At 64.3% G+C, this 22,405-nt stretch carries 24 protein-coding genes; all 24 read left to right on the top strand.

Going from position 1 to position 22,405, the window contains the following annotated elements; translation table 11 throughout:
* Positions 1–64 precede the first annotated feature (64 nt).
* Complete coding sequence (fliN, locus tag IVA88_RS32230) at positions 65–445, top strand: flagellar motor switch protein FliN (protein ID WP_247501200.1); 381 nt, start codon at positions 65–67, stop codon at positions 443–445.
* 2 nt (positions 446–447) lie between these two features.
* Complete coding sequence (locus tag IVA88_RS32225) at positions 448–1,488, top strand: flagellar motor switch protein FliG (RefSeq protein WP_247501199.1); 1,041 nt, start codon at positions 448–450, stop codon at positions 1,486–1,488.
* A 13-nt stretch (positions 1,489–1,501) separates the two neighbouring features.
* Positions 1,502–2,587, top strand: coding sequence for a flagellar biosynthesis protein FlhB (gene flhB, locus IVA88_RS32220; protein WP_247501198.1), 1,086 nt, complete (start codon positions 1,502–1,504; stop codon positions 2,585–2,587).
* 64 nt (positions 2,588–2,651) lie between these two features.
* Entirely contained in the window at positions 2,652–3,053 is a 402-nt protein-coding gene (flgB, locus tag IVA88_RS32215) for a flagellar basal body rod protein FlgB (protein WP_247501197.1), read from the top strand.
* Positions 3,054–3,064: 11 nt separating this feature from the next.
* Entirely contained in the window at positions 3,065–3,481 is a 417-nt protein-coding gene (flgC, locus tag IVA88_RS32210) for a flagellar basal body rod protein FlgC (protein ID WP_211399645.1), read from the top strand.
* Positions 3,482–3,483: 2 nt separating this feature from the next.
* Entirely contained in the window at positions 3,484–3,813 is a 330-nt protein-coding gene (locus IVA88_RS32205) for a flagellar hook-basal body complex protein FliE (RefSeq protein ID WP_247501196.1), read from the top strand.
* A gap of 15 nt (positions 3,814–3,828) precedes the next feature.
* On the top strand, positions 3,829–4,617 hold the full coding sequence (gene flgG, locus IVA88_RS32200; protein ID WP_247501195.1) for a flagellar basal-body rod protein FlgG: 789 nt from the start codon (positions 3,829–3,831) through the stop codon (positions 4,615–4,617).
* Positions 4,618–4,630: 13 nt separating this feature from the next.
* The gene (gene flgA / locus IVA88_RS32195) at positions 4,631–5,107 is read left to right on the top strand and encodes a flagellar basal body P-ring formation chaperone FlgA (protein ID WP_247501194.1); all 477 of its coding nucleotides are present in this window, start codon (positions 4,631–4,633) and stop codon (positions 5,105–5,107) included.
* The gene (gene flgI / locus IVA88_RS32190; protein WP_247501193.1) at positions 5,104–6,234 is read left to right on the top strand and encodes a flagellar basal body P-ring protein FlgI; all 1,131 of its coding nucleotides are present in this window, start codon (positions 5,104–5,106) and stop codon (positions 6,232–6,234) included. Before flgA ends, flgI begins: the two co-directional genes overlap by 4 nt.
* Positions 6,235–6,301: 67 nt before the next feature.
* Positions 6,302–7,057, top strand: a complete 756-nt coding sequence (locus IVA88_RS32185) for a MotE family protein (protein WP_247501192.1) — start codon at positions 6,302–6,304, stop codon at positions 7,055–7,057.
* Positions 7,058–7,753, top strand: coding sequence for a flagellar basal body L-ring protein FlgH (flgH, locus tag IVA88_RS32180; RefSeq protein WP_247501191.1), 696 nt, complete (start codon positions 7,058–7,060; stop codon positions 7,751–7,753). It begins immediately after the preceding gene.
* 42 nt (positions 7,754–7,795) lie between these two features.
* Positions 7,796–8,239, top strand: coding sequence for a flagellar basal body-associated FliL family protein (locus IVA88_RS32175; RefSeq protein WP_247501190.1), 444 nt, complete (start codon positions 7,796–7,798; stop codon positions 8,237–8,239).
* On the top strand, positions 8,236–8,976 hold the full coding sequence (gene fliP, locus IVA88_RS32170) for a flagellar type III secretion system pore protein FliP (protein ID WP_247501189.1): 741 nt from the start codon (positions 8,236–8,238) through the stop codon (positions 8,974–8,976). The genes IVA88_RS32175 and fliP overlap by 4 nt, the downstream gene beginning before the upstream one ends.
* A gap of 264 nt (positions 8,977–9,240) precedes the next feature.
* Positions 9,241–10,146 carry a flagellin gene (locus IVA88_RS32165; RefSeq protein ID WP_247501188.1) on the top strand — a complete coding sequence of 302 codons (906 nt, stop codon included), beginning with the start codon at positions 9,241–9,243 and terminating at the stop codon, positions 10,144–10,146.
* 262 nt (positions 10,147–10,408) lie between these two features.
* The gene (locus IVA88_RS32160) at positions 10,409–11,317 is read left to right on the top strand and encodes a flagellin (RefSeq protein ID WP_247501187.1); all 909 of its coding nucleotides are present in this window, start codon (positions 10,409–10,411) and stop codon (positions 11,315–11,317) included.
* Positions 11,318–11,616: 299 nt separating this feature from the next.
* Positions 11,617–12,525: a flagellin gene (locus IVA88_RS32155; protein WP_247501186.1), complete on the top strand. Its 909-nt coding sequence runs from the start codon at positions 11,617–11,619 to the stop codon at positions 12,523–12,525.
* 295 nt (positions 12,526–12,820) lie between these two features.
* A complete protein-coding gene (gene fliF, locus IVA88_RS32150; protein ID WP_247501185.1) occupies positions 12,821–14,452 on the top strand; it encodes a flagellar basal-body MS-ring/collar protein FliF in 1,632 nt (543 codons plus the stop codon).
* The gene (locus tag IVA88_RS32145) at positions 14,449–15,144 is read left to right on the top strand and encodes a hypothetical protein (protein WP_247501184.1); all 696 of its coding nucleotides are present in this window, start codon (positions 14,449–14,451) and stop codon (positions 15,142–15,144) included. Before fliF ends, IVA88_RS32145 begins: the two co-directional genes overlap by 4 nt.
* A 6-nt stretch (positions 15,145–15,150) precedes the next feature.
* Positions 15,151–16,476 (top strand): MotB family protein, encoded by a 1,326-nt coding sequence (locus IVA88_RS32140; protein ID WP_247501183.1) that lies wholly within the window; start codon positions 15,151–15,153, stop codon positions 16,474–16,476.
* Positions 16,473–17,675 carry a chemotaxis protein gene (locus IVA88_RS32135; RefSeq protein ID WP_247501182.1) on the top strand — a complete coding sequence of 401 codons (1,203 nt, stop codon included), beginning with the start codon at positions 16,473–16,475 and terminating at the stop codon, positions 17,673–17,675. Before IVA88_RS32140 ends, IVA88_RS32135 begins: the two co-directional genes overlap by 4 nt.
* A complete protein-coding gene (locus tag IVA88_RS32130) occupies positions 17,672–19,030 on the top strand; it encodes a flagellar hook-length control protein FliK (RefSeq protein ID WP_247501181.1) in 1,359 nt (452 codons plus the stop codon). Before IVA88_RS32135 ends, IVA88_RS32130 begins: the two co-directional genes overlap by 4 nt.
* Positions 18,981–19,562: a transglycosylase SLT domain-containing protein gene (locus tag IVA88_RS32125; protein WP_247501180.1), complete on the top strand. Its 582-nt coding sequence runs from the start codon at positions 18,981–18,983 to the stop codon at positions 19,560–19,562. Before IVA88_RS32130 ends, IVA88_RS32125 begins: the two co-directional genes overlap by 50 nt.
* A gap of 95 nt (positions 19,563–19,657) precedes the next feature.
* Positions 19,658–20,890, top strand: a complete 1,233-nt coding sequence (locus IVA88_RS32120) for a flagellar hook protein FlgE (RefSeq protein WP_247501179.1) — start codon at positions 19,658–19,660, stop codon at positions 20,888–20,890.
* A gap of 34 nt (positions 20,891–20,924) precedes the next feature.
* The gene (gene flgK / locus IVA88_RS32115) at positions 20,925–22,403 is read left to right on the top strand and encodes a flagellar hook-associated protein FlgK (protein WP_247501178.1); all 1,479 of its coding nucleotides are present in this window, start codon (positions 20,925–20,927) and stop codon (positions 22,401–22,403) included.
* Positions 22,404–22,405: the final 2 nt, after the last annotated feature.

Genomic DNA, 22,405 nt, shown 5'->3' with positions numbered 1-22,405 from the left:
CGGAACAAATACGATCGGAACGTTGCGACGCTCCGGGAGCGGAAATACCAAGAGGCGGTACCAAATGGCGCAATCCTTCGACTATGAGTCAGCATCGGCGTCCGACGAGGGGCATACCGAGACATCTCCGCTGGAGCGACTGGCAGAGATCGCCGCGCGCTCTGCGGAGGAGACCGGCAAGTTCGCCAATGTCGATGCCATCCTGCGCATTCCCGTGACCATGCAGGTGGTGCTGGGATCGGCGACGATTCCGGTGGCGAACCTGATGAAGCTCGGCCGCGGCGCGGTGGTTCCGCTCGACCACCGGGTCGGCGAACCCGTCGATGTCGTGGTCAACGGCCGTGTCGTCGCCCGCGGCGAGGTGGTCGTGGTCGAAGAAGACAATTCCCGCTTCGGCGTCTCGCTCACCGAGATTGTCGGGCCGTTGGGGCAGGGTGATACCTGACCATGGCGGCACAGGTCGGCATCGCTCCCATCAAGCAGCGAGGCGTTGCCACGCTCGGCGGAACGGATAAGGTCGCGGCACTGCTGCTCGCCATGGGCCGGCAGGCGGCCGCGAGCGTGCTCGCGCAGTTCGAGCCGCAGGAGATCCGCATCGTTACCAAGGCGGCGGCCGAGCTGCGGCCGATCACGGCGCAGGAACTCGAGTCGATCGTCGAGGAGTTCGCCCAGCAATTCTCGATGGGCGCCAACATTCTCGGCACCCTCGGCGGCCTGGAAGCCGTGCTCGGCGACGTGCTTCCGGCCGACCAGGTCTCGGCCATCATGTCGGACCTGCTCGGCAATTCGAGCCGGTCGGTGTGGGACCGCGTCTCGTCGGTGTCGGAAAACTCGCTGGCAAGCTACCTCTCCAAGGAGCACCCGCAGACCGCGGCGCTCATCCTGTCCAAGGTCAAGCCGTCCTGCGCCGCCAAGGTCATGAGCCAGCTGCCGTCCAGCCTGCGCAACGAGCTGATGCGGCGCGTGCTCAGCCTCAAGCCGATCGTCGACGACGCCATGAGGGTGCTCGAAAAGACGCTGCACGAGGATTTGACGCTGAACTTCGCCCGCAACCTCGGCGCGGACACCTACGCCCGCGTCGCCGACATCATCAACAAGATGGAGCGCGGACACATCGAGGACATGCTGAAGAGCCTGTCGGAGAAGCGGCCGAAGTCGGCCGAAGTGCTGAAGGAGCTGCTGTTCACCTTCGATGACGTGACCAACCTGACGCCGAAGGCGCGCACCATGATCTTCGACCAGGTGCCGACCGATCGCATCGTCATCGCGCTGAAGGGCACCGACAAGCATTTCCGCGAGATGATCCTGTCCTCGGTCGCCTCTCGCGTCCGCAGGGTCGTGGAGCACGAACTCGCCATCGGCGAACCGTCGAACCAGCGCGACGTGCTGGAGGCGCGGCGCGTGATCACCGACCTCGCGCTCGACCTCGCGGAAAAGGGCGAAATCGAGCTCAATCCCGAACAGGAGGATGAGCTGGTCTTCCGCTGACCGCTGAACCGGCATGGCAGAAACAACCGATCAGGCGAGCAAGACAGAAGAGCCGACCGAGAAGAAAGTCCGCGATGCGCTCGAACAGGGCAAAATCCCGGTCTCTCGGGAGGCTTCCATCTTCGCCTCGATGGCCGCGCTGATGGTGATCCAGGCGTTCCTGATCGGCCAGGGCGTGCAGCAATTGACGCCGATGCTGACGGGCTTTCTCGACGATCCCGACGGCTTCCCTCTCAGCACCGGGGCCGACGCTCAGAATCTCCTCACCGTGGTAGGCCTTCAGGCACTGCGGTTCCTGATGCCACTGGTCGTCACCCTGGCGGCATTCGGGCTCGCAGCCTCGCTGTTGCAAAATGCGCCCAGCCTGGTGCTCCAGCGCATCACGCCGGACCTTTCGCGAATCTCTCCGCTCAGCGGCTGGAGCCGGCTGTTTGGGTCGCAGGGCCTCGTCGAATTCGCCAAGTCGCTGTTTAAGCTCGCCGCGGTGACCGTCGTCGTCGCGTTCGTGCTGCGCTCGTCGGAAGCGAAGGCGTTCGAGGCGATGTACACCGATCCGGTCGCGCTGCCGGAGATGATTCTCAACATCGCCATGCGGATCGTCTCGGCGATCTGCATCGCGACCATCGTCCTGGTCGCGGTCGATCTTGCCTGGGCGCGCTTCCACTGGCGACGCGAGCTGCGCATGACGCGGCAGGAGATCAAGGACGAGCACAAGCAGGCCGAAGGCGATCCGCTGATCAAGGCGCGCCTGCGCTCGCTGGCGCGCGACCGCTCGCGCCAGCGCATGATTGCCTCCGCATCGCGCGCGACGCTGGTGATCGCGAACCCGACGCACTTCGCGATCGCGCTGCGCTACAATCGCCAGGAAAATCCGGCGCCGATCGTCGTGGCCAAGGGAATGGACGTGATCGCGCTGAAGATCCGCGAAGTCGCCGAGCAGAACCGGATTCCGGTGATCGAGAACAAGGCGCTGGCGCGCGCGCTCTACGAGGCGGTTCAGGTCGACCAGGTGATTCCGGCGGAGTTCTTCCGGCCCGTCGCCGAGATCATCTACTTCCTGCAGTCCAAGCAGACGCCGCGGACCGAGAAGGTCCAGTAGAATTCCGAGGACGACGTCTCTTCCATCAGCCTGACGAAAGCTTGCGACCCTATTCTCATCGCGAATGAACCAGAATGGTGCTGCCGTGGGACCGCTCTATCTCTTCGAACTCGCATCGTCGCAGGCGCGCTACCTCGAGCTCCGCCAGTCGACGATCGCCACCAACGTCGCCAACGCCAACACGCCGGGCTTCAAGGCGCGCGATGTCGAGCCCTTCAACAAGGTGCTCGACGGAATGCCGGTGAGGCTCGCGATGACGTCGCCGTCGCACATGCAGCTCTCCGCTGCCGAGAGCGACACGCGGGCGACCGCGAAGAAGGACAGCTGGGACGTGGTTCACTCCGGCAACTCCGTCAGTCTCGAGCAGGAAATGATCAAGGGAAGCGACGTCAGTCGCGACTACTCGATGAACTCGGCGGTCGTGCGTTCGTTCCACCGCATGCTGCTGTCGAGCGCGAAGACCTGAGGTGAACTGACATGCTGGACTCACTGCAATCTTCATTGACGGTCGCGAGCTCCGGGCTCGAAGCGCAGTCGACGCGCATGCGCATCGTCTCGGAGAACCTCGCCAACGCGACGTCGACGGGACGTGCCGCCGGCGCCGATCCCTATCAGCGCAAGACGATCACCTTCGATGCCGCGATGGACCGCGCCTCCGGCGCGCAGTTGGCGAAGGTCAAGGAGATCGGGGTCGACACCACGCCGTACCGCGTGGAGTACGATCCGGGACATCCCGCTGCCGACAAGGCCGGCTACGTCAAGCTGCCGAACGTCAACATGATGATCGAGATGGCGGACATGCGCGAAGTCAACCGGTCCTATGAAGCCAATCTCCAGGTCGTGAAACAGGTGAGGTCAATGCTGGGCATGACCATCGACCTGCTGAGGAGCTGACAATGCTTGAAGCAATTTCGTCCACGGCGATTTCGGCCGGGCAAGCGGCGAGCCGCGCGACCGAGGCGCAGGCCATCTCGCCGGCGGCGACGCCAGCGACCCAGTTCGGCGGCGATGTCGGATTCGAGTCGGTGATGAAGCAGGTGACGACGGACGCGATCGGGACGCTGAAGGCGGGCGAGGCGGCCTCGATCTCGGCGATGCAGGGCAAGGAATCGACGCGGCGCGTAGTGGAGGCGCTGATGTCGGCCGAGCAGGCCTTGCAGACGGCAGTCGCGGTTCGCGACAAGGTCGTGCAGGCCTACCAAGAAGTCGTTCGGATGTCGATCTGATCAAGGAGTGACGCTGTGAAATCGCTTGCCATCGCGGCTACGGGCATGAACGCCCAGCAGACCAACATCGAAGTCATCGCGAACAACATCGCCAACATCAACTCGACGTCGTACAAGCGGGCGCGCGCCGAATTCACCGATCTATTCTACCAGATGGACCGCATGCAAGGCATTGCGAACACCAACGGCTCGTCGCCGATCCCGGAAGGCGCCAATCTCGGCCTCGGCGTCAAGTCGGCGGCGATCCGCAAGCTGCACATCCAGGGCGCGCTCACGCAGACCGGTAATCCCTACGACATGGCGATCAACGGTCGCGGCTGGTTTCAGGTGCTCGGCCCGAACAACGAGGTGCAATATACCCGCGCGGGCTCGTTCAACACCAATGCCAACAGTCAGCTCGTCACGACCGACGGCTACCTGCTGGATCCGGCGATCACCGTGCCGCAGGGAACGGTCCAGGTCACGGTCAACCAGACCGGACAGGTGTTTGCGAAGCTCGATACGGAAGTGAATCCGCGGCAAATCGGCCAGCTCAATCTTGCCAACTTCGCCAACGAAGCCGGCCTCGAGCCGCTGGGCAGCAATCTCTATCGCGAGACCACGGCGTCCGGCACGCCGGTCGTCGGGTTACCCGGCGATTCCGGCTATGGCAAGATCAACCAGCAATATCTCGAAGCCTCGAACGTCGACCCGGTCAAGGAAATCACCGAGCTGATCTCGGCTCAGCGCGCCTACGAAATGAATGCCAAGGTCATCCAAGCCTCGGATGAAATGGCCCAGACAGTCTCGAAGGGCATGCGCTAGTTCCGGTGTCTCGATGTTGAACAGGGTAGGTTTGATGGTGCGCGGGCTGGCCGCCGTGCTGCTGGTTCTCGTGTCGGCGCCGGTCGCGGTGGCCGAGGAGAAGCGGCTTCCGGTGCCGGCCATCTCGATCCGCGCCGGCGAGCTGATCCGGGACGACATGATCACCGAGCGCGCCTTCGCGTCCAACGTGCTCGGCGTCGCCATGTTCATCGAAGGACGCCAGGTCCTGGTCGGCCGCATGGCGCGCCGCGCGCTGCTACCCGGTCAGCCGATCCCGACCAATTCGGTCGAGGATCCCTGGACCGTCGCCCGCGGCGCGATGGTCAAGGTCGTGGTCGAAGACAGCGGCCTGTCGATCGTGACCTACGGCGCTGCGATGCAGTCGGGCGCGCCGGGCGCGCTGATCCCTATACGAAACACCGATACGGGCGTTATCATCAGGGGCATCGTCCAGCCGGACGGCACCGTCAAGGTCGTGGACGGGTCATGACCAGAGTCCTGCTTGCGCTCGTCCTGCTCCTGTCCGCCGCCAGCGCCCAGGCCGCCGTCCGCATCAAGGACATCGCGGACATCAAGGGATTGCGCGAAAACCAGATCGTCGGCTACGGCCTCGTCATCGGCCTGAACGGCACTGGCGACACGCTGCGCAATGCGCCTTTCACGGAGCAGTCCCTGCAATCGATGCTCGAGAACATGGGCATCAATGTCAGGAACGAGACCACGAGCACCAACAATCCCCCGCGTCCGACGACGCTGCGCACGCGCAACGTCGCGGCTGTGATGGTGACCGCGGACCTGCAGCCTTCGATCGGTGCGGGCGAGCGCATGGACGTGACCGTGTCGTCGCTCGGCGATGCGACCTCGCTGCTCGGCGGCACTCTGGTGATGACGTCGCTGCGCGCCGCGGATGGTGCGGTCTATGCAGTGGCGCAAGGCGCGGTCACGGTCGCCGGCTACAGCGTCGGAGGCCAGGCCCAGAGCGTCAGCCAGGGCACGCCGACCGCGGGCCGCATCCCGAACGGCGCGCTGGTCGAGCGCGAGGTGCAGGGTAGTCTCCATGAAATGGAGTACCTTGTGCTGGAGCTCAAGAACCCCGACTTCGTCACCGCCACACGAATCCTCGACGCCATCAATCGTTACGCCGGCGGACGCTACCGCGCGCAGATCGCCTTCGAGCGCGACTATCGCACGATCGTGCTGTCGAAGCCGCGCCACATCGGCCCGGTCCGCTTCCTTGCTGAAATCGGCGAGCTGACCGTCGAGCCGGATACGCCGGCGCGGGTGGTGATCAACGAGCGCACCGGCACGGTGGTGATCGGACGCGACGTGCGGATATCGAGCGTTGCCGTGACGCACGGCAATCTGACGGTCCGCGTCACCGAGCTTCCCGTGGTGTCGCAGCCGGCGCCGTTCTCGAAAGGGCAGACGGTGGTGGTGCCCCAGACCGTGGTCGAGGCCAACGAGGCCGGATCGCAGGTGGCGATCCTGAGTGGCGTCGATCTCCAGCGCCTGGTGCGCGGGCTGAACCAGATCGGCCTGAAACCATCGGGCATCATCGCGATCCTCCAGGCGATCAAGACGGCCGGCGCCCTCCAGGCGGATGTCATCGTGCAATGATGCGTAAGCGTCGTGCAAGCTTGGTCGCTCAATGCTCTGGTCTCGACCGAGAATCGCACGCGGGCCGATGTTGAAGCTGGATCATAAAGCCAAAATCCTCCTCCTGGTCGCAGCGCTCGCGAGCGCCTCGCCCGTGCTGGCGCTAGATGAGGCCAAGCCGTCGAAGCCGCTCAACCTGCTGTCCTTCGCGCGCGCTCGCGCGCCGGGACCGCAGAAGCCGATCTCGTCGATCCCAAGCGACAATGCGTCAATCCGGGCGACTGCGTGGGCAGCTGAAGATTCCGGACCCGCGACCACGGGTGCCGTGCCAGCTTCCGAGAAGCCCGCGCCGGCACCAGCAGCCGCGCCGGTGCGACCGGCCAAGCCCGGCAGCGTCACGGCGCCGCCGAAGCCGGTGCCGCCCCAGGCCGCTGCAACCGCGGACAACGAAGTCGCCCTGTTCTGCAGCAATGTCGCCGACCCCGCCGTCGATGCAAGGCTGGCTTGGCAGCTCAAGGAGCTGGAGAAGGCCGAGAGCCAGCTTCGCGAGCGGATCGCCGAGGTCGAGGCCAAGCGCGCCGAATATGAGAAGTGGATGGCGTTGCGTGACGACTTCCTGAAGAAGGCCGAAGCGAGCGTCGTCGAGATCTACTCGCGCATGAAGCCGGACGCCGCCGCAACCCAGATCGCCGGGATGGCGGACGAGACGGCCGCGGCCGTGCTCGCAAAGCTCAGCCCGAGGAGCTCGAGCGCGATCTTCAACGAGATGGAGACGGGGCGCGCGGCGCACCTCGCCGATCTGCTCGGCGGGATGCGTCGCGTGGATGACGGAAAGACCAAATAGATGAAGCATCTGATCCTCATCCTGTCGCTATTATCGCTTGCGGGATGCGTCACTGACCCGGCCGAGGTCCTGACCGGGCCGCGATTGTCGCCGGTCGGCAGCGGCCTGAGGACGCAGGCCGATCCGATTCCCGTGACGCCCCGCATGCGCTCGCCCGTCAGCTATCGCTCGACTTGGGACGACGGCACCGATCTCTACCGCGATCCCCGCGCCCGTCGCACCGGCGACGTCGTGACGGTGATCATCTCGATGCAGGACAAGGCCAAGCTCGACAACAAGACCGGCCGCTCGCGCGATTCGCAGATCAAGTTCGGGCTCGACTGGCTGATGGACGTCGCGGGATGGCAGGACAAGGGCTCGACGAGCGCCAATCTCAACACCAACACCCAGATCAAAGGCAACGGCCAGATCGACCGCACCGAGGACATCAAGCTGTCGATCGCAGCCATCGTCACCGACGTGTTGCCGAACGGCAATATGATGATCAGCGGCTCGCAGGAATTCAAGGTCAACACGGAAATGCGCGTGCTCAACGTCGGCGGCATCGTGCGCCCACGCGATATCTCGCGAACCAATACGATCTCATATGAGAAGATCGCCGAGGCGCGCGTGGCCTATGGTGGCCGCGGAAATCTGTCTGACGTGCAGCAGCCTGGATGGGGACATCGGATCTATGACGCCGTGGCACCATTCTGAGATTCGCGACCGTCGGGCCGCCTCGCGAGGGCAGGGGACGTCATGCGCCTGATTGCAGCCGTCGTGGTGCTGACCCTGATCGCGATCGGCGCGGGCGCGCTTGCCGGGCTGCATCTGTTTGCGGCCGCCGAGCGCGTCGCTGATGCGAAGAAAACCGCCACTCCGCCGCCTCTTGCCTCGAGCTACGCCGGCAGCGCGCGGCTCAGGAAGCTGTCCCCGATCGTGACCAATCTCGGCGCGCCGGCCAACAACTGGGCCCGCATCGAAGCCTCCTTGGTGACCGAGAGCATGAGCGACGAGGATGCCGGCATCCTGGCGGCCCATATCAGCGAGGACATCGTCACCTATCTGCGGTCGGCGACAGTTGCGCAGTTCGAGGGATCGCGCGGGCTTCAGCATCTGCGCGACGACCTGACCGAGCGTGCCAATGTCCGCTCCTCGGGCAAGATCCGCGAATTGATTATTGAGACGTTGGTGATTCAGTGAAACTGAGAGTCCTGCTGCTTGCGTTGATCCTGGTCGTGCTGCCCGAGGTGGCACTGGCCCAGATTCCGGACCTCAATTCGCTGCTGCCGCCGGGCAACGGCTCGACCAGCGGCCGGATCATCCAGCTGATGGCGGTGATCACGGTGCTGTCGGTGGCGCCGGGGCTGCTCATCATGGTGACGAGCTTCACGCGATTTGCGGTGGCGCTGTCGTTCCTGCGCGCCGGTCTCGGCCTCCAGACCACGCCGGCCAATCTGGTGCTGATCAGCCTCGCGCTGTTCATGACGTTCTACGTGATGGCCCCGACCTTCGACCGCGCCTGGGAGACCGGCATCCAGCCGCTAATGAAGAACGAGATCTCGGAGGAAGAGGCCTATCTGAAGATCACTGATCCGTTCCGCGAATTCATGCTGGCCCATGTTCGCGACAAGGATCTGCAGACCTTCGAATCGCTCGCCGCGGAGAGCTTCCGCAGGAAGTTCGACGACAAGCGTGTCGACATGCGCGTCATCATTCCGGCGTTCATGATTTCCGAGCTCAGGCGTTCGTTCGAGATCGGATTCCTCATCATCCTGCCGTTCCTCGTGATCGACATGATCGTGGCGACGCTGACCATGTCGATGGGCATGATGATGATGCCGCCGACGATCCTCGCGCTGCCGTTCAAGATGCTGTTCTTCGTGCTGATCGACGGCTGGAACCTGCTCGCCTCCGGACTGGTGCGGTCGTTCTCGTAAGCGCCGCCGATCGCCGGCCGGCTATTATGGTTAGCGGGAAGTGCCCGTCTATGGTTAGCGGAGGGTAATGTTAACCATCTGATATTGCTCCGTAATTCAAGCCGATCTTAATCTGCGCGCAAGATTCGGCGTGCTAGCAATGCGTCACGGCGGGTTGGACTCCACCCACATCAGTCCAAAGGCATGATGCCGCCCCTCCGTACCGGTGAAAGCCCGGTATGTCCCCTCGTGAAAATGTAACGCGTACATAAAGGGACATTCGCAATGTCAAGCCTGCTTACGAACTCGACCGCCATGACCGCGCTCCAGACCCTGCGGTCTGTCAGCTCGCAGCTCTCCACCACGCAGAACCGGATCTCCACCGGCCAGCGCGTGTCCACCGCGTCCGACAACGCCGCCTACTGGTCGATCGCGACCTCGATGCGCGCTGATAACGCGGCCCTTTCCGCCGTCTCCGACTCGCTCGGTCTGTCGGCTGCGACGGTTGACACCGAATATACCGCTCTGACCTCGGTTGTTGGTGACAGCACCGGCGGCCTGACCAAGCTGCAGTCGCTGCTGGTCGAAGCCAAGACCGCCGGTATTGACCGCACCAAGATCCAGGCGGACGTCACCCAGATCCAGCAGCAGATGAAGGGCACGGCCAATGCCGCGACCTTTAACGGCGTGAACTGGTTGAGCACGACCGCCACCACGCCGACGACCGTCAATCTCGTGTCGTCGTACTCCCGCGTCGGCGGCACGCCGACCACCGGCTCCATCAGCCTGACAGTCGCGAATTATTCGCTCTACACCAGCACCCAGAGCGGTATCCTGGACACGGTGAGCGGCACTGCGTCGGTCGACACGATCAACATCGGCGCGCTGACCGACTCGGCGGCTGACCAGACCACGCTCGATGGCTACATCGCGCAGGTCACCGGCGCGATCAACTCGGTGGCCTCGGCTGCCGCCAACCTCGGCGCCGTCAAGAACCGCATCTCGACCAACACGGACTTCGTGAAGTCGCTGATGGACTCGGTGGATCGCGGTATCGGCCAGCTCGTCGACGCCGACATGAACCAGGAGTCCACCCGCCTGGCGGCGCTCCAGGTCCAGCAGCAGCTCGGCGTGCAGGCGCTCTCGATCGCCAACAACAGCAGCCAGAGCATCCTGTCGCTGTTCCGCTAAGCCTCAAACTATCTGGGGAGGGCCGCGCTTCTCGCGAAGCGCGGCCCTTTCGTTTGGCGTGACGCCGCGCGCACGCCGCAATTCGCCGTCCTGTTGCGGTCGGGCCACAGAGCCACAAGCCCCGCACAAGCTTTGCGCGCTATCGTCACCGTTACGACAGGTTGGGCCTGCTTTTCGCCGCCCAAAGGCATGACGCCGCCCTGTCGTACCGGTGCAAGTCCGGTATGTCCCCAAATTCAATCTACTTCAAAGGGACATCAAAATGGGTTCTAGCCTTCTCACCAACTCGTCTGCAATGACCGCGCTGCAGACTCTCCGCAACGTCAGCTCGCAGCTCGCGACCACGCAGAACCGGATCTCCACCGGTATGCGCGTCTCGACTGCTTCGGACAACGCGGCCTACTGGTCGATCGCAACGTCGATGCGCGCCGACAACGCCGCGCTCTCCGCCGTCTCCGACTCGCTCGGTCTGTCGGCTGCGACCGTCGACACCGAATATACCGCTCTGACCGCGGTTGTCGGCGACACAACCGGCGGCCTGACCAAGCTGCAGGCGCTGCTGGTCGAAGCCAAGACCGCCGGTATCGACCGCACCAAGATCCAGGCCGACATCACCCAGATCCAGCAGCAGATGAAGGGCACGGCCAACGCGGCGACCTTCAACGGCGTGAACTGGCTGAGCGCGACCGCCACCACGCCGGCGACCTTCAACCTGGTGTCGTCGTTCTCGCGCGTCGGCGGCACGCCGACGATCGGGTCCATCCAGCTGACGATTGCCAACTACTCACTCTATACCAGCACCCAGAGCGGTATCCTGGACACGGTGAGCGGCACTGCGTCGGTCGACACGATCAATATCGGCGCTCTGACCGACTCGACGGCCGACATGACCACGCTCGATGGCTACATCGCGCAGGTCACGTCTGCGATCAACTCGGTGGCCTCGGCCGCCGCCGATCTCGGCGCGGTCAAGAACCGCATCTCGACCAACACGGACTTCGTGAAGACCCTGATGGACTCGGTGGACCGTGGTGTCGGTCAGCTCGTCGACGCCGACATGAACGCGGAATCGACCCGTCTCCAGGCACTCCAGACCCAGCAGCAGCTCGGCGTTCAGGCGCTCTCGATCGCCAACCAGAACAGCCAGAGCATCCTGTCGCTGTTCCGCTAAGCCCAGGAACTATCTGAGAGGGCCGCGCTTCTCGCGAAGGGCGGCCCTTTTCATTTTGACGTGCGCTGATCGCGCCGTTACTTCAAGCTGGCGTCATGACTTTTCACCTCGATCTGCCTCATCCTGTTGCGGTCAAGCACGGAGCCGCAAGCCTCGCACAAACTTTGCGCGCTATCGTCACCGTTACGACAGGTTGGGCCTGCTTTTTGCGAGCCCAAAGGCATGATGCCGTTCTGCCGTACCGGTGCGAGCCCGGTATGTCCCCAAAATCCAATCCGTTTTCAAAGGGACGTCAAAAAATGAGCTCCAGCCTGCTCACCAATTCTTCTGCAATGACCGCGCTGCAGACTCTTCGCAATGTCAGCTCGCAGCTCGCGACCACGCAGAACCGGATCTCCACCGGCCAGCGTGTTTCGACCGCTTCGGACAACGCTGCCTACTGGTCGATCGCAACCTCGATGCGCGCCGACAACGCCGCGCTCTCCGCCGTCTCCGACTCGCTCGGTCTATCGGCTGCGACCGTCGACACCGAATATACCGCCCTGACCGCGGTTGTCGGCGACACAACCGGCGGCCTGACCAAGCTGCAGGCGCTGCTGGTCGAAGCCAAGACTGCCGGTATCGACCGCACCAAGATCCAGGCCGACATCACCCAGATCCAGCAGCAGATGAAGGGCACGGCCAACGCGGCGACCTTCAACGGCGTGAACTGGCTGAGCGCGACCGCCACCACGCCGGCGACCTTTAACTTGGTGTCGTCGTTCTCACGCGTCGGCGGCACGCCCACCATCGGTTCGATCACTCTGACGATCGCCAACTATTCGCTCTACACCAGCACCCAGAGCGGCATCCTGGACACGGTGAGCGGCACTGCTTCGGTCGACACGATCAATATCTCTGCGCTGACCGACTCGACGGCTGACCAGACCACGCTCGATGGCTACATCACGCAGGTCACCGCTGCGATCAACTCGGTGGCCTCGGCCGCCGCCGATCTCGGCGCGGTCAAGAACCGCATCTCGACCAACACTGACTTCGTGAAGACCCTGATCGACTCCGTGGACCGCGGTGTCGGTCAGCTCGTCGACGCCGACATGAACGCGGAATCGACCCGTCTGCAGGCCCTCCAGACCCAGCAGCAGCTCGGCGTCCAGGCGCTCTCGATCGCCAACCAGAACAGCCAGAGCATCCTGTCGCTGTTCAAGTAAGCTCCGGCTTTTGAAACGACCGTGCTCCCTTTGGGGAGCACGGTCCCGCCGTGAACACCGGATCTGGCGGCACATGACGTGCCTGTATTCGACCTTCCGACGCCGGACTTGATGCGGCACGCTGCAGCCGATCGCGCGGCCATGCGCCCTGTTGTCGCTGAACCGAACGCGTCACCCGAGATTCTTGTAAAATTGCAACGCCTCGCCCGCGAACTGACACACGCGCATCCTCGCGAAACCTTCAGACAAGGTTGGCGGCGGAGTGTCCTCTACGGTCGCATTGGTACGAGGTCATATGCTCAGTCGCGCGCAGCTACAGCAACTGCTCAACAACATACTGGAGCTTGGGCCGCGGCGTTTGATGGCCTTGGGCCTGATCGGCTTTGCCGTTCTCGTCACCGTCGTCGGCGGCGCCTATTATCTGAGCCGGCCTGAATTCGAAACACTCTACACAGGCCTTTCCCGCGAGGACGTGACGCGCATGGGCGCCGCGCTGCGAGAGCAGAACATCACCTTCGACATCAATACAGCCGGCGACGCGGTCTCGGTGCGTCCGAGCCAGACCATGCAAGCGCGGATGCTGCTCGCCGAGAAGGGGCTGCCGACCAGCGCCAATTCCGGCTACGAGCTGTTCGACAAAATCGGTTCGCTTGGTCTGACCTCGTTCATGCAGGAGGTCACGAAGCTCCGGGCGCTGGAAGGCGAGATCGCGCGCACGGTGCAGTTGATGAAGGGTGTGAAGGCGGCACGGGTGCATATCGTGCTGCCGGTTCGGGGGTCGTTCCGCGCGACGCAGCAGCCGCCTTCGGCGTCCGTCGTGCTACGTACCGACGGCGCGATCGAGGCGCGCACCGCGCAGTCTATCCGTCATCTCGTCGCGGCCGCCATTCCGGGCATGAGCCGCGACAAGGTCACGGTGCTGGACGCCGACGGTTCGATGCTGCTTGCCGAAGAGGACGAGGCGACTGCTGCTCCAACCAAGATGGCAAGTCTTCAAAAAACGGTCGGCGGGATGGTGCAGGAGAATATCCGCAAGGCGCTGACGCCGTATCTGGGCCTGGACAATTTCGAAGTGAGCGTTGCATCGCAGCTCTCCACCGACAAACGGCAGACCAACGAGACCGTCTACGATCCGGAGAGCCGCGCGGAACGTTCGGTGCGGAACGTCCGCGAGAACGAGAAGTCACAGAACGCGGACCGTTCGCAGCCGACCACGGTGCAGCAGAACCTTCCCGACCAGCAGGTGAACGCCGGCGCCACCAAGAATTCCAGCGAGGACAAGACCCGCCGCGAGGACGTCACCAATTTCGAGGTCTCGTCCAAGACCACGACGACGGTGAGCGACGGCTATGCGGTGAAGAAGCTGTTCATCGCCGTGCTGGTCAACCGCACGCGACTCGTGGCCGATCTCGGCGACAAGAGCAATCAGGCCATCGTCGACAGCAAGCTCGCCGAGATCAGCCAGCTCGCAGCCACGGCCGGCGGGCTGGACAAGGCGCGCGGCGACCAGATCCAGGTGACGGCCGTCGATTTCATCGAAGGTTCGCGTGAACTGGCGCCGGTGCCGCCGATCAGCTTCGTCGAGATGATCAACAAGCAGCTCGGCAGCGTCATCAACGCGGTCACGATCCTGGCCGTAGCTTCGATGCTGGTGTGGTTCGGGCTTCGGCCCGCGGTCAACGGCATTTTGACCCATCGCGCGGCGCAGGAGCAGACCGAGGCGGCGGAAGCTGCCCAGCTCGAGGCGGCGGCCGCCGGAGCCCTTGCATTGGCCGATAGCGAGGAGGCCGAGCTCAATCTGGTCGAAGACCTCGAAGGCAAGATGCAGCGAACGCCGCAGAAGCGACTGGAGCAGATCGTCCGCCTCGATCAGATGCAGGCGGCAGCGATCCTTAAAGACTGGATGCGACGCGAGGAGGCGGCATGAACGCGGCAATCGGAAAGCTCCTGACGCAGTTCGACGCGAACGGCCGGGTCAAATCGCCTCCGCCTCCACCGCCGCCCAAGATTCAGGATGTGCTGACAAGGCCGAAGGAGGTCCGGCGCGAGCCGCAGTCGCAGCCCCAGACCCATTCGCAGCCGCAGCTTCAGTCGCCGCCTCCGGCGCCGAAGGCGGAAGCCCCGGCGGCCGATCTCCTGGACGATGCCTTTCGGCGCGGCCATGCGGCCGGCGTAGCGGAGGGCGACTCCAGGATTGCGGAGGAACGGGTGCGCAGCGCGATCCGGCTCGGCGAAGAGCGAGCCAAGTGGTCCGACCAGCAGGCGGTCGCGATCGTCAGCGGCTTCGAGACGGCTTGCCGCGAGATCGAGACCAACATCGCGAGCTCCGTTGCGCGGATATTGCTGCCGTTCCTCGCCGATGCGGTCCGAGACAAGGCGATCGGATCGCTGGTCGAGCAGATTGCGGCGCTGACCGGGAATTCGCCGGTGCCGGTGTTCAAGGTCACGGGCCCGAGCGAACTCCTCGACCTGGTGAGGACGCAGCTCGAGACGGCCCGGCGAACGGGTATCGAGTACGAGGCCGCCGATACTTTCGAGGTCCGCGTCGTAGCCGACCAAACCGTGATCGAGACGCAGATCACGGCCTGGAGCGAACGCCTGAAAGAGGCGCGCCGGTAGTCCATCATGAATGAGGTCAAGTCAGAGCTCGTCATCATCCGCCGGCGGAGCGCCTTCGACGACGAGAAGCCGCACGGCGGGGTCTGGAAGATCGCCTATGCGGACTTCATGACCGCGATGATGGCGTTCTTCCTGGTCATGTGGCTGATCAATGCGCTCAATCAGGATCAGAAGCAGGTGGTCGCGAGCTATTTCAATCCGATCAAGCTGGCGGAGAACGCACCCGCTCCGAAGGGGCTCAAGGATCTCTCCAAGAAAGAGCCGTCGTCGTTCGATGGTCAGGACGGCAGGCGTCAGCCGGGAGGACCGAACGAGGAGCGTCGCGGTGACTCTCCGACCGCCGAGAAGCCCCCCTTCTACGAGGAGAAGGTCCTGTTCCGCGATCCCTATACGACGCTCGCCGAGATCGCAAGCAGCGCGAACCAGGCCTCGGGCCAGCGGCGCGCCGGCGCTCTGACCTCCGCTGAAGAGGATGGTCTCAAGGGAGGCGACGCCTACCGCGATCCCTTCGATCCCGGCTATTGGAAGCTTGCGCCGCAGGCTTCCAAGGATGCCGATCGCATCATCGAGGGCGAGCCCAAGCCGAATGCGTCCGCGCGCGACATGGCGTCCGGCACAGGCCAGGGTGAGCCGCAGGCACGTCGGGCCAAGCAGGACGATGCCGGCGGAAGCGTGGCTCCGAATGCCGATGCGTCGTCCGCAAGCCCGTCGCCCCTGCTGCCGCCGGGGCCCCCGCCGTCGCAGTCTTCACGCGAAGGGAGCGCGCAGCCGGGCGCCCAGGCCGGTCTTCAAGCCACTGCGGCCACGCAGCCGCGCCCCAACGATACGACGAAGGACTCCGAGCCGCGCGACGCGGCGCAGACGCAGCAACCGACGGTCAAACAGCTTCAGTCGGCGATCGCGGATGCGCTGTCGGACGTCAAGCCCGGCGCGGGACCGGTGGCTGAGGTGCGTCAGGTCGAGGAAGGCCTGCTGATCAGCCTGACCGACGACGCCAACTTCGGCATGTTCGCGGTCGGCTCGGCTGAGCCACGGCCCGAACTCATCCGCGTGATCGACAAGATCGGCCCACTGCTGACGAAGCGCTCCGGCATGATCATCGTCCGCGGCCACACCGACAATCGGCCGTACCGTTCGGAGACCTACGATAATTGGCGGCTGTCGACGGCCCGTGCGCAGATGGCCTATTACATGCTGGTCCGTTCCGGCGTCGATGCGCAGCGCATCGAGCATGTCGAGGGCTATGCCGATCGGCGGCCGAAACTTCAAAACGATCCGGCGGCCGCGCAGAATCGCCGGATCGAGATCATGGTCCGGGAGAAGCGTCCTTGATCAGGCCTCTTCTCCGCGCCACGCTGCTGATGCTGCTGCCGTTCACGGCGGCAGGCGCATTTGCGGAGCCGGCACCTATGCCGGCCCCGGCGGCATCGGCATCGGGCGAGCCATATGAGCTCGTTCGCGCATTGCAGGCCGTGCAGGACGGCATCGCCAACGGCGATACCGCGGCGCACGGCAGCCACAGCGCGTTGATCCGGCAGATCGGCGAAAAATTTCTCGCCACCGATCCGGGCGTGTGGAGCAACCCGCAGAACGGGCAGGCGGCCGTCATCTACCTGCTCAGCGGCGGCGCGCCGCAAATCATCCGCAAGCTGCCGCGTGACAAGCTGAACGTCGACGGACGGCTGTTCGACGGCGCACTCGCCTATGTCGAGGGTCGTCAGGACGAAGCGCGCGGGCTGCTCAAGGACGTGAAGCCGCGGACGATTCCGTCGGGCCTGGGCGGGCAAGTCGCGCTGGTCCAGGGCGCGCTGTTCGCACGCGCCGAGGCATCGCTCGCAATCGAGCGTCTGGACGACGCGCGCCTGCTCTTGCCGGGCACATTGGTCGAGGAGGCCGCGCTGCGGCGCGAGATCCTGCTGGTCGGGCAGGCGGAGGAGTTCGACAAGTTCGAGTTCCTGACGCTGGCCTATATCCGCCACTACCGCAACTCGGTCTATGCCGGGGACTTCTGGCAGCGCTTTTCCACGGGCCTGACGCAATCGAGTCTGGCGCTCGACGAGCGCCGGTTTGCGCGGATTACCACCCTGCTGGAGCAGATCGATCGCGCGAGCCGCCTCAAGCTCTATCTCGTGATCGCGCGCACCGCCATGGTGCGCGGAGGGCTGGCCGTGACCCGGCTTGCCGGTGAGCGTGCGCTGACGCTCAGCACCGATGCCTCGGCGGATCGCGAACGGGCGCATTTGTTCCGTGGCGTGTCGCGGGCGCTTACCGACGAATATGACGGCGGTATCGCCGAGTTGAAGGCGCTCGACCGGTCGAAGCTGCCCGAGCGCGACATTCCCTTTCTCAATGCAACGGTGCAGCTCGCACGCGACGTTCGCAAGCCGTTCGCCGGCGCATCCGCCGCCGCAGCCGACAAGCCTCCGGTCACGCCGGCGCGTCTCGATCTCGCGTCGTCGACCGCCACGCTTGCTCGGGCGCAGAAGCAGCTCGGCGAACTCGAACTCCTCACCAGGGATCGCCGTCCATGACGAAGCTCAGTGGAACCTCCGGACAGGTCTTTTCGGGTCTCGCCGAAAGCCTCAACATGCGGGGCACATCGCGCGCCGGCAAGAGCGCCGGGGGCAAAGCGCAGGCGGACTCGTCGTTTAACGATCTGCTGCACACCGTCTCGAACCTCGCGAAGCGGGCGCTCAACGACGAGGGCGGCGACACGGTCATGAAAGCCGGAACGCTGCGGACGCGCCTGGCGCACCAGAGCGAGAGGGACAATGCGAAGGACGAGACGGTGCGCGAAGGCACTGCTGCGGCCGAGGAGCCCAGATCCAGCGAGAAGTCCACCGAAAAATCTTCGGATAAGAAGACCGGCAAATCGTCCGAGAAACAAGGTCCGGTCGACCATGCCGAGAAGGCCGACGTCGAGAGCCGATCGAGCATTGCCGTGATGGTCGGACAGGAGATCGCCGCCGGACCGGTCGTGCAGCCGCAGATGCAAGGACCGGCCGGCGACAAGAACGATGCGTCTGGGCGCGACGGGCGCTCTTCCACGACGAAGCGCGAAGTTCAGGCCATGGGCATGGCGAAGGCGACGACAGCCGACTCCCCATCTGCCGCGGCTTCAACCGCTACGCCCGCGGAGGCCGCGGCTTCGCACGGGACGGCCGCCCAGGCGACATCGACGCAAGACAGCGAGCCATCGCCGAAGACAACGGCACCCGGCTTCGAGGCCGTTGCGGCCAATGTCGAGCGTGCTGCCAAAGCCTCGGCGCGGGACGCATTGCCCGAGACGACCAAGGTCACCGTGATCCAGCAAGAGACCCATCTGCCCCCGGCGCAGTTCAACGCTCCGCAACAGGTCGCCAATGCCGTCGTCGCCGAGCTGAAGGAACCTCCGGCACCGACGGCGTCCGCAGCTCCCGATCTTGCAGCGTCCCAGACCAACGCACCGGATCAACCGCTCAAGATCCTGACCATCAATCTCGAACCGCCCGCGCTCGGTAACGTCACCGTGCGCCTTCGTCTCGTCGGCAACGAGGTGTCCGTCCACCTTGCCGCCGAGCGCAAGGACACGAGCCAGATGCTGGACCAGCAGCGCGATTCGATCCGCGACCTCATGCAGTCCGCGGGCTACGTCGCCGACGTTGCGCCCGTCCAGCACGGCTCGCTGGACGGATTCCAGAGCGGCTCCGGCCAGTCGCAGCCGCAGCTCTCGGGCCAGCAACAGCCATCGTCGCAGTCGCAAGGCACGTTCGACGGTACGAGCAATTCGTCGGGACAATCGGACGGCGGCGCCAAGCAGGCTCGACAGGAGCGCCAGTCCAACCAGGAGACGCGTCATGATCAGGACGTGGCGCCGCAGATTCGTCGCGGCCCTGTTTATCTCTAACGCCGGCGCCGCGGCCGCGGCGACCGACAATTCGCGCCCGTGCGAGCGCGAGATGGCACGTGCGTCGCAGCAGCACGGAATTCCGCTCGGCATTCTTTACGCGGTCGGCCTGACCGAGACCGGGCGGCGCGGCGCGCTTTATCCTTACGCGCTCGGCGCCGGAGGACAGACCGTGTTCGCCAAGGACATGAACGACGCGATCACGAACTTCGAAGCCATGCGCGGCAAGGGGATCAAGCTGATCGACCTCGGCTGCATGCAGATCAACCATTACTATCATGGCGACAAATTCACCTCGGTGCGGGCGATGTTCGATCCCGCCAGCAACGTCGACTATGCTGCGCGCTTCCTGAAGGAGCTCAAGCAACGCGAGGGCAGCTGGACCATGGCGGTCGCCCGCTACAATGCAGGCCCCAACAACCAGCCGGCGCAGAAGCGCTACGTCTGTCACATCGTCGCGCATCTCGTCTCCAGCGGCTTCGGCGCGTGGACCGACAAGGCGCGCTCGTTCTGTCAGCCCAAAACGACCTGAAGGGACGACATCAAGTTGTGCATCGTTCCCCTTCATCAGCCCCGCGCAAGCAACAACCCCCATTGTAACAGCAACCTACCAAAGGAGCCAAATTCATGAGCCTGTATGGTGTTATGCGCACCGGCGTTTCCGGAATGAACGCGCAGTCCAACAAGCTGTCGACGGTTTCGGACAACATCGCGAACGTCAACACCACCGGCTACAAGCGGGCTTCGACCGAGTTCTCCTCGCTGATCCTGAAGAGCGGCTCGGGCAATTACGATTCCGGCGCGGTCGAGACCACGGTCCGCTACGCCATCTCCGATGCCGGCAATTACCAGTTCACGACCTCGACGACGGACCTCGCGGTCCAGGGCAACGGCTTCTTCGTCGTGCAGGATGCGAACGGCAACAACTTCCTGACGCGCGCCGGTGCCTTCGTGCCCGACAGCACGGGCAATCTCGTCAATTCGGCGGGCTTCCAGCTGATGGGCTACAACGTTGCGAACGGGGCGGTGCCCAACACTTCCGCCAACGGTTTTGGCAACCTGCAGGTCATCAACGTCAATCAGATGGCACTGCAGGCGTCACCCTCGACCAAGGCCACCGTGGCCGCCAATCTGGATCCGAGCGCAACGGCGATCGCAGCGCCGGCCGGTCCGCCGGCCAACTACACATCGAAGACGTCAATGGTGACTTACGACAACATCGGCAATGCCGTGACGCTCGACGTCTATGCTGCAAAGACGGGCGCGAATACCTGGGATATCCAGGTCTACAACGGCGCAACGGCGCTGACGACGCCCGGCCCCACGACCACGTTCACCTTCGACGTCACCGCGGTCGGCAAGGGTGCACTGGCCGCAGCGAGCCCGACGTCGCTTTCGGTGGCGATCCCCGGCGGTTCTGCTGCCTTCAACATCGATCTCTCGGCGATGACCCAGGTCGCCTCCGCCTTCGACTTCAAGGCGACGGTCGACGGCAACGCTCCGTCCGCAGTCGAGAAGGTCAACATCGACGACAAGGGCGTGGTCACCGCGGTTCTCAAGAACGGCACCGAGCTTCCGAGCTTTCAGATCGCGCTCGCGACCGTTCCGAGCCCCGACCATCTGACGCCCGAAGTCGGCAACGTCTACTCGCCGAATCTCGATTCCGGAAACGTGCAGGTTGGCATCGCCGGCCAGGGCGGGTTGGGCACCATCCAGTCGGGTGCGCTGGAAGACTCGAACGTCGATCTCGCCGACGAGTTGACCTCGATGATCGAGGCGCAGCGCGGCTTCACCGCGAACTCGAAATCGTTCCAGACCGGCGCCGACTTGCTGGACGTTGTCGTCAACCTGAAGCGCTGAGTCTCTCAGCGCTCGTCCCCGGCAAGAGCAGATCATGAACCTTACCTCCGCTCTCGAATCCGCCCGCTCTTCGCTGATGGCGTCGGGTATCCAGTCATCGACGATCTCGCGCAATATCGCCGGGGCCAGCGCCACCGGCTATTCACGCAAGATTGCCGTGCTGGACAACCTCCCCGGGACCGGCGTCTACGTGGCGGCGATCCAGCGCGCCGCCAGTTCGGGCCTCTACACCAATGTGCTGACCGCAACCTCGTCCTCGGCCAAGCAGAGCGCGATCTATGACGGTCTCCAGAAGATCGCATCTGCCACGGTGGACGATCCGGAGCTCGACCAGTCGCCGACGGCGCAGCTCAATGCGCTGAAGCAGGCACTCCAGCAATATGCCAACGCCCCGGACAACACCACGCTGGCGCAGGCGGCGGTGACGTCCGCCAAGGACATGGCGACCGCGCTCAACCAGGCGACCCGGACCGTGCAGTCGGTCCGCGAGGGCGCGGATGCCGACATGAAAACGTCGGTTCAAAACATCAATCGGTTGCTCTCCCAGTTCCAGGCCGTGAACACCGCGATCGTGAAGGGTACCATCTCCGGCGACGACATCACGGACTACCTCGACCAGCGCGACAGCATCGTCTCGCAGATGTCGCAGGAGGTTGGGGTTTCGATGTCGATCCGTCCCAATGGCGATGCTGCGCTCTATACCGACAGCGGCGTCGTGCTGTTCGACAAGACGGCGCGAACGGTGAGCTTTGCGCCGACGAACGCCTATACGGCCGGCACCACCGGCAATGCCGTCTATATCGACGGCGTTCCGGTGACCGGCGCCAATTCGGCGATGCCGCTCAAGTCCGGCAAGCTTGCTGGCCTGGCGCAGCTGCGCGACAATGACACGGTTACGTATCAGAGCCAACTCGACGAAATCGCGCGCGGTCTGGTCAACGCCTTCAAGGAAAGTGACCAGTCGGCTGTTCCGACGCTGCCCGACGTTCCCGGTCTCTTCACCTATCCTGGCGCGCCGGCCATGCCGGCGAGCGCCACCGTCTCGGTGGGCCTTGCCGGCCTGATCAGTGTCGCGGCGTCGGTCGATCCGGCGCGGGGCGGCAATCCCGATCTGCTGCGCGACGGCGCGATCAGCGGCAACGTCGCATACCAGTACAATACCGCCGGCAACGGCGGCTATTCGGCCCGGCTCCAGCAGCTCATCGGCGGCATGGATGCGTCGCAGCCGTTCGATGCAACCACGCAAGGCAAGCCGAACGGCAGCTTGATCGACTTCGCGTCGTCGTCGACGAGCTGGATCGAAAACCAGCGCAAGACCGCGGACTCCAACGTCACCTATCAGAAAACGCTGCTCGACCGCAGCACCGCAGCGCTGTCGAACGTCAGCGGCGTCAACATGGACGACGAGATGTCGTTGATGCTTCAGGTCGAGCGCACCTATTCGGCCTCGTCGAAGATCATCTCGACCGTCGACGAAATGTTGCAGAGCCTGCTGGCCGCCGTGGGGAATTAAGC

It is taken from the genome of Bradyrhizobium sp. 149 (assembly GCF_023073915.1).
Classification (GTDB): Bacteria; Pseudomonadota; Alphaproteobacteria; order Rhizobiales; family Xanthobacteraceae; genus Bradyrhizobium.
Note: the sequence above shows the minus strand (reverse complement) of the source record. Positions and strands in the feature narration are given on the sequence as shown.